The following is a 13523-nucleotide window of genomic DNA, read 5'->3' on the forward strand; positions in this document are numbered from 1 at the left end:
CAGAAATATGAAGCAATATCTTAAGGTCTTTACCTTTGCTTTTCTTTGCCAGATATTAGCAATTAGCGCTTTTGCACAATCAGAGATGCTGAACCTAAGTGGCCTGCTTACTCAGAAAAAGCATGCTGAAATTGTGGTTTGGAGCGACATCGCCGGAAAAAAGAGCATGGTGACCAGTTATGTACTAAATCCCGAAAATAGCAGGTTTTTCTTAGCCATACCTTATCGTCCTGAGGCAAGTTATCAATTGCAGGTAACGATTATGAAAATGGGACATTTGAGATTGGAACGTGATTTTGTGGCTAATTTTCCATTAAAACTGAAGCCAAATCAAAATATGCAGCTCAGCCTGAATCCTGCTGAATTTGACGGGAAAACATCAAAGGGAATGGTCATTCAAAAACAGAACCTTAAATCCCAAACTGTAAGTATTACTGGAAAGCTGCTAAATTGGAAGCTTGGTGGCGAGCTGTTAATAGAGAAAGTAGTAGAAGGACGTTTGGAGAAAGTAGCCGGCTTTAATGTAGAAAAAGAGCAGCCTAATTTTACCTTTTTAATGCCGGTACAAAGTCCGGGCTTCTATTACCTGTCTACAACCAGATGGAAAAAACGCTTGTACCTGAAGCCAAATGATCAAATTGTTTTGAATGTGGATGGCCCATTTGCTGTAAAAACAGACTGGGTAAAAACTACTGCAGAAAACAAAATCCTGGCTGACTGGACTGAACTGATACTTCCTGTAACAGGTTATGGCTATAATTTGGAGCAACGGAGTAAGGCTATCGTAGATTCTGCGGCTTTCAATAGTAGTTATCAGGCTTTACAACCAAAGATAAAAGCATTTTTACAACAAGCGAATAGTTCCAATTCCGCTTTTAATCAGCAGTTTTTGACAGTTGCCCGCATGGATAACAGTTTAATCGCCCTGCGCTCTATGCTCTATCAGGGAGGTAAGAAACATTTATTCTGGTTACCAGCTAAAGAATTCTCTAACGTATCAGCCCCTTATAAGGAGATTCTAGATCAGAATAAAGTGACTTCAGCTGATTTACTACAGCTTGGGGAAGGTAATGAATACCTGAATCTTGCGGCTAAGTTTAGTCTGAACGGCCTTGATGAAGCAAAAAGAGCAAAATTAGGGGATGCTGGGAAATTACAGGTGATGATGGCGGCGGTTCCAAACGAAACCCTAAAATCATATTTATTAAAATCACAGCTGGAAGAACTCAATGTGGTGAATTATAGTGAGTTTAAGGCTGCGTTTCTGCCCTTTGCAAAGTATGCAAAACCGGCTTCTGTGAAAAAGAAGTATGACAATGTACTCCATCAATTTGCGCCTGATACGGCTTTTATTGGTAAATCTGCTTATGATTTTGTTTTACAAGATGTAAATGGTAAAGCAGCCTCTATGAAGGACTTTAAGGGTAAAGTGGTGCTAATTGATGTCTGGGCTACCTGGTGTGGTCCATGTAAAGCGCAAATGCCCTTCCTTAAAGAAGTAGAAGAAGCCTATAAAGGAAATGACAATATTGTTTTTATCGGAATCTCTGTTGACGCTGAATCGGCAAAACAAAAATGGCTGGATATGATCAAAGAGAAGGAACTTCATGGGGTTCAGCTGATCGATTTTTCAGGTAAGTCTTTTGCCCAGAAATATAAGATTAACGCTATTCCACGTTTCCTGTTGATAGATAAGCAGGGGAATTGGGTAGAAGTACGTTGTCCTTTACCAGAGGATAAAGTAAAACTGAAAACCTATATCGACCGGGAGTTGAATAAAGGAGTATAGTATTGGTGATTCGAAAATATAAGTTTAAGCTAGAAGGCCTGTATCATTATCTGATACAGGCCTTTTGGTTTGAGGGGAGAGGTTTATTTGATTGAATAGCAGCTGTCCAGAGCTGGACGATGCTTAATAAATCTGATAGGTTTGTTCTGGGGTAAATTTGGAAAGCAGCTCATTAACAGACCAGTTCGAAGTGCTGTAAGTTGTTTTTGGCATGGCCGGTTTAATTTTCAATCCTCCTTTATATTCTACAGGTGATTTTCCGGTGATCTTCTTGAAGATACGGGAGAAGTAAAATGGATCATCATAACCCACTTTCTGCGCCACCTCTTTAATGATTAAGTTGCTTTTATTTAGCAACTGGCAGGCATGCTGAATTTTTAATCGGATAAGGTAGTCGATAGGGGAAAGCCCCGTTTTCTGTTTAAAAAGGGTAGAGTAATGGGAAGAAGAGTAATTGAATTCCTTGGAAATCACCTCAACACTCAATGGTTTGTGTAGGTTTTCCTTCATGAATACAATAGATTGTTCCAGCTGGTCTTCATCCTGCTGTATATTTTCTTCCTGTTTTTGACCTTTTTTAATCGGCTTATTAACAAATAGCAACAAAGAGATCAAATGGTATAAATTGAGGTTTGCATAACCAATATTCTCTAAGGCAAAACCATCCGTTAAACAGGAATGAATTTTTTGCCAGGTGCTGGTCACCTGATTAGAAAGGGGCAATGGAGCAGGTGTCCTGAACTGTTGTAAATCGTAGGTCGTTTTTAATTCATCAACCATTTGTCCATTAAAATGTATCCAGTATAGGCTACATGGATTTTCAGGCTTTGCCTGAAAATGAAAAAATTGCTGAGGAGACAGGAACATGAATTGATTAGCTTCAAGGCTAAAAACTTCAGTTCCTGTTTCACACTGTCCTTTTCCTGCCAGGCAGTAAAGCAAGACATAATCAGGACAGTTGCTTTGCTTCATTTGGTAAGAAGCTGTGGTGGTAATATGAGAGCCAATTTCTGTGATATAGAGCGCATTTCTGAAAAACTTATTTTTAACATATTCATTGATTACCGCTGTAGGTACAGTGATATGTTTTTTCTCAAAGAAGTCATCTTCGTGTTTAATATTCTCCATGGTTCTTTAATAATGGTTGTTTGGTTTGGTTGGAATTGCTGATGCTAAATAAGGGCTTTAATCCTGGAATAAGGAAAAAACGACCATTACAAAACCACTACAAAACTGCTTTTATTTGCGTTTTGAGCGGTTTTTTAGCACTACTAACTCTTTTCCTGTTAAAATGGCGATGAAATCGCCTTGGCTGAAGGTTTTTATTTTGAACCGGAACTCTGGTCCAGCTGTGCCAGGAAGATCACTAGATTGGTATCTGTTCCTGTTAAATTTAATTTCTTGCGTAAACGCGTTCTGGCGATTTCAATGGACTTAGGACTGATGTTGGTTATTGCTGAAATCTCTTTGGTAGTGAGGTTCAGTTTTAAAAAGGCACATAGCCTCAATTCACTCGGACTAAGGTTGGGAAACTGTTCGTTTAGTTTTTCAAAGAAATCATTATGGATGTGCTGGAACCTCAGCTTAAATTCATTTAAAAGTTCAGGTTGCAGGTTAGACTGCAGATCGGTAATGACTTTTTGAACTGCCGTATGCGACTCTTTCCCCAAGGTTTCCTTGATGTCCATCAGCTTTTCTGAGATCACATTGATGAGTTCGTTTTTTTGAACCAGATGTAATACCTGTGTGGTCAGTTCTTTGTCTTTTAATTCAATATCCTTCTCCAGACTTTTCTTTTCTAATTGTAAATGAGCTTGTTTTAGCTGCGACCTCCTGGCTTTGTTCTTCTGTAAAAAGTAAAGAAGGGTAATGATCACCAACAATAGGGCAAGGCTAATTCCAATCATCCAGCTGTATAAATCTTTTTCCCGTTGCCTGGTTTCCTGTTCATGCTGCATACGGTCAAATTCAAATTGCATTTCCAATTGGGCAATTTTTCGTGTCCTTGCTTCACTATACAAACTATCGTTGGTGTCTTTAAAGATTTCAAGGGCTGCCAGCGCAGCTTCATAATTGGATTCCGCTTTATATAATTTATACAGATACAAGGAAGATTGATTCAGTAAATTCAATAAACCTGCATCTTTTTTTAGGCCGGTTACTTTTTTTAAATAGCTTTCGGCAGTTTTATAATCTTTAAGACTATAGTAATATTGTCCTAATCTGTAGTTGGACGTCGCTAAACCTAGGGTGTCTTTAGTCTGCTTCCTGATCTCCATGGCTTCCAGAAAGTATTTTAGTGCTTGCTCATTTTTACCAGTTTTCTGATAAATCAGTCCCTGGTTGTTTAAAACATTGGCAATATTGCTTTGATCGTTAATCTGTTTACTCAATTTCAAGGCCTCATTCAGATACTTTAGCGCCTTGTCATACGCTTTGATTTCTTTATAAGAACCGCCAATGTTATTGAGTAGTCCTGCTTTTTTCTCCAGGTTGGTCTTAGTATTAGGTGGTAAATACTCCAACGCCTTGGTATATTTGGCAATTCCGGTTTTATAATCGGCCTGTATGATGTTGATATTGCCCGAATTTACATAAGCGGTAAATAGTAGATCAGGGATAGGGTTTTTCTCTAAACTGTGAATTACACTATAGTAAAGTTGTAAGGATTTTGGGAAATTTTCAAGACGAAAATAGACCGTAGCTAGATTTAAATTTGCTTTGTGGATCAGAGAATCGGAATTGAGTTTACTGGCAAGTTTTAAAGCCTCTTCAGCATAAGGTAATGCCAATGCTGGTTTCGTTCTGGTAATCATCCTCGTCAGTTCCGAATTCAGCTTGTACTGTTCCTCTATATTGTTGCTCTGCTTTAGCAAAGCTTTCAAACTATCCTGTTTGGAGATTTGTGCCTTAGTATTTAAGAAAGCGCATAAAATAACGGCCAGGGCAAGGAAATGCTTGCTGCGTAAAAACCGGGTTATTCTTGCCGGGAAGGCTTTCATGGGAATAGTAAAAATCACTAAATAGAATTTGGAAATCTTAAAACTACGCATCTTAATCTGATTATCCGAAAATATTGTATTAAGGATAATTTTTAAGAACTTTCTAAAGGAAGAAGGAGCTATTGGTATGCGTTTATTATTGTAAATAAATAAGGCCGGTAACAAACCGGCCCTATTTTAACTATTAACCGTTTATTGAATTATTTCTTATGAAAACTTTCTACTCCGCTTTTTAGGTAAGCTAAGTATTCAGTCGCATCAAAGATCGCTCCCTGAGGCTTTACAAGTGGATTCAAGTCATGACCAGCAAGCACATAAAATGGCTGACTGTTCGATACATATTTCGTAGCCTGGAAATCTCCATTCCATCTACCTAAATCGTCTGTATTGGTTCTCAATACTTCCGAATAATGTACTTTTTCTTTAGGCATCTTGATGTTTCTTTCATCTACATACAATTGAATCAATACATACTCTTCTTTGATGATTTTAGCTACTTGTGGATCGGTCCATACCTTATCTTCCATCTTCCTGCAGTTCACGCAAGCATGACCGGTAAAGTCGATCAGGATCGGTTTATTTACTTTTTTAGCATAAGCAACACCTTCATCTAAGTCAAAGAAAGGGTTAAAGCCGATTGGGGCTTTCAATACCTCACTGTATTTTACTTTGGCAGGGAAATCTGTAGGTGTTGAAACAGCTGCTGAAGAACCGCCTCCGGTCAGGATAAAGTCCTGGGTGTTCATTGGCGGAGCTAAACCACTCAATACATTTACTGGAGCGCCCCAAAGTCCGGGAACAATATAGATCGCAAATGCGAAAGAAATAATCGCGAAGAACAATCTTGGAACCGATACAAAAGGAACATCACTATCGTGTGAAAACTTCAGCTTACCAAGGATATAAATACCCATCAGGAAGAAGATCACGATCCACAGCGCAAGGAAAATCTCTCTGTCAAACCATTGCCAGTGCCATACTAGATCTGCGGCCGACAAAAACTTCAATGCCAATGCCAACTCCAGGAAACCCAGACATACTTTAATGGTATTCAACCAGCCACCTGATTTAGGCATGCTGTTTAAAAATCCAGGGAAAATAGCCGAAATGGTAAAGGGTAGGGCAAGGGCCAGTGCAAAGCCAAACATCCCTATTGCAGGAGCCAGCAATTCGCCTTTTGAACTCGCCTGTACCAATAAGGTACCGATAATCGGTCCTGTACAAGAGAAGGAAACCAGTGCAAGAGAAGCCGCCATAAAGAAAATGCCGCCTAAACCTTTACTGTTATCCGCTTTCTGGTCGATTTTATTCACCAATGAGCTAGGCAAGGTGATTTCGAATGCACCAAAGAAAGATACTGCAAATACAAGGAGTAAGATAAAGAAGGCGAGGTTGAACCAACCACTGCTGCTCAATTCGTTCAGCATAGCTGAACCAAAGATCACCGTAATCAGCAAACCAAGTGCTACATAAATGACAATAATGGATAAACCATAAATAATGGCCTGACTGATTCCTTTTTGTCTGCTACCGGCACGTTTTGTAAAGTAACTCACAGTAAGTGGAACCATAGGGAAAATACAAGGCATCAGGAAGGCGATGAAACCACCTGCTAAACCTGCGATAAAAGTATCCCAAAGTGTTTTTTCGGCGTTATTGCTTTCAGCTGTTTTGCTGCTGTCTTCAGTGATCTGCACTGTAGCTTTACTGCTGGAATCAGTTTTAACCTCAGTTGTTGCTGGTGTGGTAGTCGCAAGGGTATCTGCAGGACTAACTGCTGCAGAATCTGCGCCGATTTCTGTAAAAGTTAAGTCGGAAGGCAATTCTTCTGCTTCTTGTGCCAGCAAGGAACTAAAGGATAGCATAGAGAATAGTATCCCTAGAATGAATGTTTTAATGGCTATTGGATAAGTCATTTTTCTAATCTTATTTAGTGCTGTCGCTTAGGTTTATTTTTCGGAAAGTCTGCATATCGGATCGAAACCGGTAAACATAGTGTCTGTAGAGATATAAGAGTCCTTGATTGGCTCTTCTTTTACTAAATCTGTACTCAGGTATTTTTTATTGCTATCAGAAAGTAGGGTCACTACTACTGCATCAGCACCTAATTCCTGTTGTAATTTAATGGCACCAATCACATTGGCTCCTGAAGAAATTCCTACCGCCAGACCTAGTTCTTTGGCTAGCTTTTGAGCCATGATGATGGAATCACCATCATTCGCCTGAATCACGCTGTCAAGATTTTCAAGTTTCACAATCTGTGGAATGAATTCATCAGAAATGCCCTGGATTCTATGACTACCAACTTTATATCCTGTAGTTAAAGTCGGACTTTCTGCCGGCTCTAATGGATGGATCTTGATGTTTGGCTGATGCGCTTTTAATCGTTTTCCAACGCCCATTACCGTACCACCAGTGCCTACACCTGCTACAAAAGCATCAGGAATCAGGTTTCTGCTCTGCAATTGCTCCCAGATTTCCTGACCAGTAGTTTTTTCGTGTGCCTGTTCATTGTATTTATTCTCAAACTGCTGAGGTAAGAATACATTGCCATTTTGAGCAAGTTCTTCACACAATTTGATACTGCCTAGAAAACCACCTTCTTCTTTGCTGATCAAAACTACTTCAGCACCAAGACTTTTGATGATGTCTATTCTTTCTTTGCTTAACCAGTTCGGCATAATGATCTTTACCGGGTGACCTAAAGCGGTACCAATTGCTGCAAAAGCAATTCCTGTATTTCCACTCGTAGCTTCAATAATGGTGTCCCCAGGACGGATTGTACAGTTGTTATAGGCCTCATACATGATGTTCAGGGCCATGCGATCTTTAATACTTCCGGTAAGGTTGTAATGTTCGCATTTTACATAGATTTTTCCGGGTTTCCCTTTGTAGGTATATTGAAGTTCCAACATAGGGGTATTACCGATCAAATGGGTAAGGTTTTTGAATTTGTTAGCCAAATCTGTAGTTAAACAGGCTGGCACATTAAGTTCAGCTATCATCGCTTATTTAAAATTTAGTGATGGTCAAAACTCTATATATTCCTTTTAATACACAATGGATATGCGTATCTTCCGTTTTTTTAACGGAAAAAGTAATATATAGCTATCTTTTTGCTGATTAAGGATATCTAAAATGTGCTATAACTGTTTTTTTTACATCGACTCAATTAAATTATATGCAATTAGATGCCATTGACCACGAACTTTTAAAGATTTTGCAGCGCGATGCAACGCTAACAAATAAAGATCTTGCCAATCAACTCCACAGATCTGTAGCCGCAATTCAGGAAAGAAGGCGGAAATTGAACGATCAGGGCTATATTCAAAGTACGGTCGCCATATTAGACAGAAACAAAATTGATCGTGGATTGATCACTTTTCCACACGTACACATGAATAGCCATACCGCCGAAATTCTAATAGAATTTGAAGAAGAAGTCTCGAAATTTGAAGAAGTAATGGAATGTTTTCAGATGTCTGGAGATTGCGATTTTATTCTAAAGGTTTCAACCGCTAATCTGGAGGAATATTCTAATTTTTTAAGAGATAAGCTGGCAAAATTACCGAACGTTTCCAGAGTCAACAGTTCCTTTGTACTCCGGGTAGTCAAGAACATTACTGCATATCCGATATAAGCTCAGTTTCAGTAGCTAATAAGCTGGCACCCCAATCATTGAGGGTCCATAATGCAGCAAGCAGTTGATCGCCTGATGGTGTTAATTGGTATTCTACCTCCAGCGGCTTTTCCCGGATCACGGTCTTAAAGATGATGCCGCTTTCTTCCAGTTCCTTTAATTGCCTGCTCAGCACCCTTCTGTTCATATCTGCGATGTGTAAAAAGAAGTCGGCAGGTCTTTTTACCCCTTGATGCAGGTGCCATACAATAGGAATTTTCCATTTGCCACTAATGGTGTTGACCGCATGTTCCAGTGGACAAGTTTTATTCTCAGATACGCGCAGGTTATTTTTCATAGAAACAGGGTATTTAGCAAAAAATGGTTAGGACAATTTTGTCCATTATTGATTGGCATGGATGAGCTCCCGAAATTAGCATTTCAAATTACATACATCAAATGAAGGAACAAATAAAACTCCGAAATGAACAATTTAATGCTGCCATTAACCAACAAGATGGTCATGCACTTTGCGTATTATATGTTGACGAAGCCATGCTTTACCCTCCAAAACAACAAGTTGTTCAAGGCAGGGAAGCGATCGCATCGTTCTTCAACGCCGTTTTTAAATTAGGGATATCTAAAGGAAACTTCCTGACCAAAGAACTCCTGATCAGTGCTGATTATGCCTACGAATCCGGAGAATATGTATTGCTGAATGCCGAAAATCAGGAACTTGCCAAAGGATTCTATATGTATATATGGCAATATGTGGAGGGAGAATGGTACATCCTTAAAGACATCTGGAACGACTAAAGCGCTAGAATTGCTTCAGGATCTTATAGTGATTCTTGTGGTATCATGCATAGATAAGGCCGGTTTTTGACCGGCCTTATTTTATTAGGAGCGTATTAATAAGGATTAAATATACTTAGGAATTACCCTTTTAACGGATAAAATCAATACACTTGTATAAAGTGTTATGCAACAGAAGGAACCCATTTCTAAAAACCTGACTGATCTATACGAGATGATGGGCTTGCCTCTGGATTCTATTAATCGAGACGCTGGCTTTACCGTACATTCCTTAAAAGAAACGTTCAAGGAACTTCCTTTTAAATCTATTGTCTACCGACCAGATTACTTCAGTTTTGTATTCGTAAAGGATGCCCATGGAAGGTATAACATTGATGAAATGTCTTTTGATATCGCCCCCTGGACGATTTATTTCACCAATCCCGGAAACTATAGAAGCTTTGAATGGTTTGACATTAACGATGCTTACCTGATTACTTTTGATGAATCTTTTCTTAAAGAAAATGTCCATGCAGAGGTGTATCAGGAGTTTTCTTTTTTGCTTACAGAAACCGTTCAGCCGAGACTGATGCTACCGGAACAATTTGAGCAGATCGAATCGCTTTATCATCAGATTCAAAAAGAATACCTTGGTGTTTCCCCTTATAAATATAGAATCATAGGGAGCTTATTCGTGGCAGTACTGCTGAAAATAAAAGAGTATTTCTGGCAAAACTATAACCCGATTTATGAGGGGAGCCGCAGTTCTTCTATTGTCAAAACATTTAAGAAAAACCTGGAAAGTCATTATAGGACACTCAGTTTTGGTCAGGAGAATAAATTATACCGGGTTCAGGATTATGCAGACTTGCAACATTTACACCCTAACTACCTGAGTAATGTCATTAAAACCAAGACCGGTAAGCCAGTAAGCAGCTGGATTGCTGAAAAAACAGTGGCCGAAGCAAAATCATTGCTGCAAAACTCCAGATCTTCTATCAAAGAGATTGCCTTTATGCTGGGATTCTCAGAAGCGACACACTTTAGCAATTACTTTAAAAAGTATGTTGCGCTTAGCCCTGTAGCTTATCGGAAACAACAGCTCTCCAAATTGTAGCTGGATAAGTTAGCCATGATTACTGTGCAAGTTTTTTCCGGATGCGGCTGAGGCTTTCGGGCTTCATGCCAAGAAAGGAGGCGATGTAAGTAATCGGAACATTGTGTAAAATACCCGGATAGTTCTGCATTAATTTTCGGTAACGCTGTTCCGCAGAAAGCGTAGCCAACTCCAGAGAACGGGTTTCATTATAACTGATCGACTGCTGAAACACCGCTATGCTAAAATCTTTCATAGCCATGCTCTTCGAAGTCAGGATTTCCAGATCAGCTTTAGTAATGCGCAGCAATTCACATTCAGTAATACATTCTACATTTTCATTTGATTTGGTCTCGTTTACAAAATTAAAGTAGGAGCTGAAGAAACCCGGTGGACAATTGATATGGGTTGTCAGCTCGTCGCCATGCTCATTATAATGAAACAAACGTAGGTATCCGGAAACAATATAATAAAGGTATTTCGGTACTTTTCCTTCTTCTTCAATAATGCGGTTTTTGGGGAAAAGTACCGGCTCAAAATATTGGGTAATCAAACGCTGATCCGCTGTTGAAAGTGAATGTCGGGTTTGAATAAAGTCAATTAATTGTTGTTGCATTATACCTGTAGAAATGACTCAATGAATGGTACTAAACTACGAAATTTTAATAGCCAACTGTTGCTGAATTAAGTAAGCCAATGCTTCGCTTACAGCCTGTTCTGGGGCTTTTGGATTAAAGCCCAGTTCTTTTCTGGCTTTACTGGTGTCGAAATTTTGTTGTAAGCCTGAAAACATCGCAATGTCTTTTCTGGTTAGTATCGGAGCGGTGCCCTGTATTTTTGCGGAGAACTCCATGATTCCTGCAATCGTAAATAACATAAACTTAGGGACTGCGGCAGGAATTTTAAGTTTCAGTTCCGGGTATAAACTGCCGGCAAGCTTAGTCGTATCAGTGATGGTCATACATTGCTCATTGGCCAGGATATAACGCTCGCCATTTCTTCCTTTTTCTGCGGCCAGCCAACAGCCTTCCGCTACATCTTTTACATCAATCCAGTTCAGGGTTATTTTCGTGTCTATTGGGATCTGTTTGTTAAGGATCAGCTTAAGCACAGCGTAAGAGACATTGAGCGGTAAAAAAGCTTCGCTACCAATCATTGCTGCGGGCATAACAACAACCAATTCTATTCCCAGCGCTTTGGCCAGGCGAAAGGCCAACCTTTCCCCATCATTTTTAGAATTGTAATAGCTATCCCGACGATCAGGATTGTATCCATTACTTTCTTTTGTAGGCAATTGCGTATAGTCCAATGCTGCGATCGAACTAACATATACAATGCGTTTTACGCCTGCTTCCGCAGCGGCCTCAATGGTATGCTTTGTGCCTTCCATGTTCACATCGTAAATTTCTTTCTTGGGATCTTTTGCCCATAGCTTGAATGCTGCGCCAACAGCATAAAAGGTATGTACGCCTTGTAAGGCTCTCAGAAAAGAGGCTTTGTCTGTAATATCAGCCTGAACCACCTCGCAATCCAATCCCAGAAAAGGAGCTTTATGGTGAATGTTGCGTACGGAAGCCCTCACAGGGATCCCTTTGCTGATAAGAAATCTGACCAGGTTATTTCCTAAATGTCCGTTTGCTCCGGAAACCAATGCTAATTTGTTTTGTGTCATCTTATTTTTTATTGATGACACAAAGTTCCGCGACCAATTACCAAAAGCACTTGACTTTTGTTAGGGAATGCTGCTAGATTAAAATAATCCTATAAAAGAAGCCTCCTGGGAGGCTTCTTTTATAGGACGCTAAATATTTAGAGTATACTTTATTTACTGCTACAAACGATATGGTAAGTCCGGTAAGCCAATGTATCCCTATTTCTTAAAGTAGAAATAAACGATTCATCAATATCATTGTTGACGGTTCCAACTGCCTGACTGAAATTAGAGTCATTGTTTCTTCTGGAAATGAAATACCTTTGCATAGGCAATTTCAATGTTTTATAGTCTCCATAAGCCACATGCATTATCCTCCCTAGGTCAAGCTCAACTGCAGGGATAGGACTCCTGTTTATATGTTTAAAAAGACCTTTCGTAGGATGTGGATCTCTTGTAAATGCCGTTTCCTCAGTTGAAGTGAATAAGAACATATTGTTCGTTTTTGCAAGGTCAAATAGGGTTTTTCTAGTGCCATAAGAAATTAAAACCTGGTTTTTTGAAGAAAAGGTAAACAAGGAATCTTTTGTGCTATTCGTGGAATCCGGAATTTGAAAGTAATCATTGTACTTTACAAAATTTGCAATCTTTCCTGGATCTTTAATCTCGCCATCTTTAGTGAACACACGGACACCAGAATTCATTTCCAGTCTTTCAGAATGAAATATTAGTGGAAATACAACAGCCTCTTCCTTAGATTCTTTTTTACAAGCAGATAAAACACAGCCGCCCAGAAATAACAAGCTTATTGTTTTGTAGAATTTATTCATTTGATCGTTAATTCGAGGTGTTATTTACTGATATACCGATGGTGTTGTATGTAGTGTAAGCCAATGTGTCGTTATCTCTTAAGGTGGAAATAAACAATTCATTAATCTCATTGTTGATATTTCCATGAGCCTCGATGATATTGTTACCGATTCTTCTGGAAATGAAATACCTTACATGAGGGAATTTCAACATTTTATAGTCCCCATAAGCCACAGACATTTCTTTTCTATAGTAAAGCTCATAATTGGGGATTTTACGCAGGTGCTGATGCTTAAAAAGACCTTTCGTAGCACCTTGATCGCCCCATATTTTCTCCTTAGTTGAAGTGAATAAGAACCTATTGTTCTTCTTTACAACATCCAATAGGGGTTGCGAGCTGTCATAAAGAAATTCAGCCTGGTTTTTCGAAGAAAAGGATAAGAAGGGAAATTTTGTATTACTCGTGATAGGTGGAATTTGAAAATAATAATGGTATTTTACAAAATTTGCAATCTTTCCTGGATCGTTGATCTCACCATCTTTAGTGAACAGACGGACGCCAGGTGTAATTTCCTGCCCTTCCATATGGAATGTTAATGGAAATACAACAGCTTCTTCCTTGGATTCCTTTTTACAAGCGGATAAAACACAGCCGCCTAGAAACAACAAGCTTATTTTTTTGTAGAATTTATTCATTAAAGCGTTAATTTTGAAACGCGAATTTATTGTAAAATTTCGCTATTCAGTCGCTTTTTTGATCT

General features: G+C 39.1%; 13 protein-coding genes. 4 read left to right on the forward strand and 9 right to left on the reverse strand.

What is annotated here, in order from left to right:
- Positions 1–7 precede the first annotated feature (7 nt).
- A complete protein-coding gene (locus R2S10_RS00835; protein WP_316838526.1) occupies positions 8–1789 on the forward strand; it encodes a TlpA disulfide reductase family protein in 1782 nt (593 codons plus the stop codon).
- A gap of 123 nt (positions 1790–1912) precedes the next feature.
- On the opposite strand, the gene R2S10_RS00840 is transcribed toward R2S10_RS00835, so the two are convergent.
- From R2S10_RS00840 to R2S10_RS00855, 4 genes are all read right to left on the reverse strand, one after another.
- Positions 1913–2917 carry an AraC family transcriptional regulator gene (locus tag R2S10_RS00840; RefSeq protein ID WP_316838527.1) on the reverse strand — a complete coding sequence of 335 codons (1005 nt, stop codon included), beginning with the start codon at positions 2915–2917 and terminating at the stop codon, positions 1913–1915.
- A 194-nt stretch (positions 2918–3111) separates the two neighbouring features.
- Entirely contained in the window at positions 3112–4842 is a 1731-nt protein-coding gene (locus R2S10_RS00845; protein WP_316838528.1) for a tetratricopeptide repeat protein, read from the reverse strand.
- 149 nt (positions 4843–4991) lie between these two features.
- Positions 4992–6707: a protein-disulfide reductase DsbD family protein gene (locus tag R2S10_RS00850; protein ID WP_316838529.1), complete on the reverse strand. Its 1716-nt coding sequence runs from the start codon at positions 6705–6707 to the stop codon at positions 4992–4994.
- A gap of 33 nt (positions 6708–6740) precedes the next feature.
- Positions 6741–7796 (reverse strand): PLP-dependent cysteine synthase family protein, encoded by a 1056-nt coding sequence (locus R2S10_RS00855; RefSeq protein WP_316838530.1) that lies wholly within the window; start codon positions 7794–7796, stop codon positions 6741–6743.
- Between the two features lie 176 nt (positions 7797–7972).
- Between R2S10_RS00855 and R2S10_RS00860 the strand changes: the two genes are divergently transcribed.
- On the forward strand, positions 7973–8431 hold the full coding sequence (locus R2S10_RS00860; protein WP_316838531.1) for an Lrp/AsnC family transcriptional regulator: 459 nt from the start codon (positions 7973–7975) through the stop codon (positions 8429–8431).
- Here R2S10_RS00860 and R2S10_RS00865 read toward each other — a convergent pair.
- A complete protein-coding gene (locus R2S10_RS00865; RefSeq protein WP_316838532.1) occupies positions 8412–8768 on the reverse strand; it encodes a helix-turn-helix domain-containing protein in 357 nt (118 codons plus the stop codon). The genes R2S10_RS00860 and R2S10_RS00865 overlap by 20 nt on opposite strands.
- Positions 8769–8869: 101 nt before the next feature.
- Here R2S10_RS00865 and R2S10_RS00870 point away from each other — a divergent pair, with 101 nt between their 5' ends.
- Positions 8870–9226 (forward strand): YybH family protein, encoded by a 357-nt coding sequence (locus R2S10_RS00870; protein WP_316838533.1) that lies wholly within the window; start codon positions 8870–8872, stop codon positions 9224–9226.
- 166 nt (positions 9227–9392) lie between these two features.
- Entirely contained in the window at positions 9393–10322 is a 930-nt protein-coding gene (locus R2S10_RS00875; protein WP_316838534.1) for a helix-turn-helix domain-containing protein, read from the forward strand.
- A gap of 19 nt (positions 10323–10341) precedes the next feature.
- Here the strand turns inward: R2S10_RS00875 and R2S10_RS00880 are convergent, their stop codons facing one another.
- The 4 genes from R2S10_RS00880 to R2S10_RS00895 all read right to left on the reverse strand — a co-directional run bounded on the left by R2S10_RS00880 (position 10342) and on the right by R2S10_RS00895 (position 13458).
- Positions 10342–10917 carry a Crp/Fnr family transcriptional regulator gene (locus R2S10_RS00880; protein ID WP_316838535.1) on the reverse strand — a complete coding sequence of 192 codons (576 nt, stop codon included), beginning with the start codon at positions 10915–10917 and terminating at the stop codon, positions 10342–10344.
- Between the two features lie 36 nt (positions 10918–10953).
- Positions 10954–11973: an NAD-dependent epimerase/dehydratase family protein gene (locus R2S10_RS00885; RefSeq protein ID WP_316838536.1), complete on the reverse strand. Its 1020-nt coding sequence runs from the start codon at positions 11971–11973 to the stop codon at positions 10954–10956.
- Positions 11974–12122: 149 nt separating this feature from the next.
- On the reverse strand, positions 12123–12782 hold the full coding sequence (locus R2S10_RS00890) for a hypothetical protein (RefSeq protein ID WP_316838537.1): 660 nt from the start codon (positions 12780–12782) through the stop codon (positions 12123–12125).
- A 7-nt stretch (positions 12783–12789) separates the two neighbouring features.
- Positions 12790–13458 carry a hypothetical protein gene (locus tag R2S10_RS00895; protein ID WP_316838538.1) on the reverse strand — a complete coding sequence of 223 codons (669 nt, stop codon included), beginning with the start codon at positions 13456–13458 and terminating at the stop codon, positions 12790–12792.
- Between the last annotated feature and the right edge of the window lie 65 nt (positions 13459–13523).

Origin of the sequence: Pedobacter gandavensis, assembly GCF_032678745.1 — a bacterium.
Taxonomy (GTDB): domain Bacteria; phylum Bacteroidota; class Bacteroidia; order Sphingobacteriales; family Sphingobacteriaceae; genus Pedobacter; species Pedobacter gandavensis_C.

What these genes read in the sequence shown, in the direction of transcription:
- R2S10_RS00835 (WP_316838526.1), top strand. Translation starts at nt 8, where the DNA reads ATGAAGCAATATCTTAAGGTCTTTACCTTTGCTTTTCTTTGCCAGATA.
- R2S10_RS00840 (WP_316838527.1), bottom strand. Translation starts at nt 2,917, where the DNA reads ATGGAGAATATTAAACACGAAGATGACTTCTTTGAGAAAAAACATATC.
- R2S10_RS00845 (WP_316838528.1), bottom strand. Translation starts at nt 4,842, where the DNA reads ATGCGTAGTTTTAAGATTTCCAAATTCTATTTAGTGATTTTTACTATT.
- R2S10_RS00850 (WP_316838529.1), bottom strand. Translation starts at nt 6,707, where the DNA reads ATGACTTATCCAATAGCCATTAAAACATTCATTCTAGGGATACTATTC.
- R2S10_RS00855 (WP_316838530.1), bottom strand. Translation starts at nt 7,796, where the DNA reads ATGATAGCTGAACTTAATGTGCCAGCCTGTTTAACTACAGATTTGGCT.
- R2S10_RS00860 (WP_316838531.1), top strand. Translation starts at nt 7,973, where the DNA reads ATGCAATTAGATGCCATTGACCACGAACTTTTAAAGATTTTGCAGCGC.
- R2S10_RS00865 (WP_316838532.1), bottom strand. Translation starts at nt 8,768, where the DNA reads ATGAAAAATAACCTGCGCGTATCTGAGAATAAAACTTGTCCACTGGAA.
- R2S10_RS00870 (WP_316838533.1), top strand. Translation starts at nt 8,870, where the DNA reads ATGAAGGAACAAATAAAACTCCGAAATGAACAATTTAATGCTGCCATT.
- R2S10_RS00875 (WP_316838534.1), top strand. Translation starts at nt 9,393, where the DNA reads ATGCAACAGAAGGAACCCATTTCTAAAAACCTGACTGATCTATACGAG.
- R2S10_RS00880 (WP_316838535.1), bottom strand. Translation starts at nt 10,917, where the DNA reads ATGCAACAACAATTAATTGACTTTATTCAAACCCGACATTCACTTTCA.
- R2S10_RS00885 (WP_316838536.1), bottom strand. Translation starts at nt 11,973, where the DNA reads ATGACACAAAACAAATTAGCATTGGTTTCCGGAGCAAACGGACATTTA.
- R2S10_RS00890 (WP_316838537.1), bottom strand. Translation starts at nt 12,782, where the DNA reads ATGAATAAATTCTACAAAACAATAAGCTTGTTATTTCTGGGCGGCTGT.
- R2S10_RS00895 (WP_316838538.1), bottom strand. Translation starts at nt 13,458, where the DNA reads ATGAATAAATTCTACAAAAAAATAAGCTTGTTGTTTCTAGGCGGCTGT.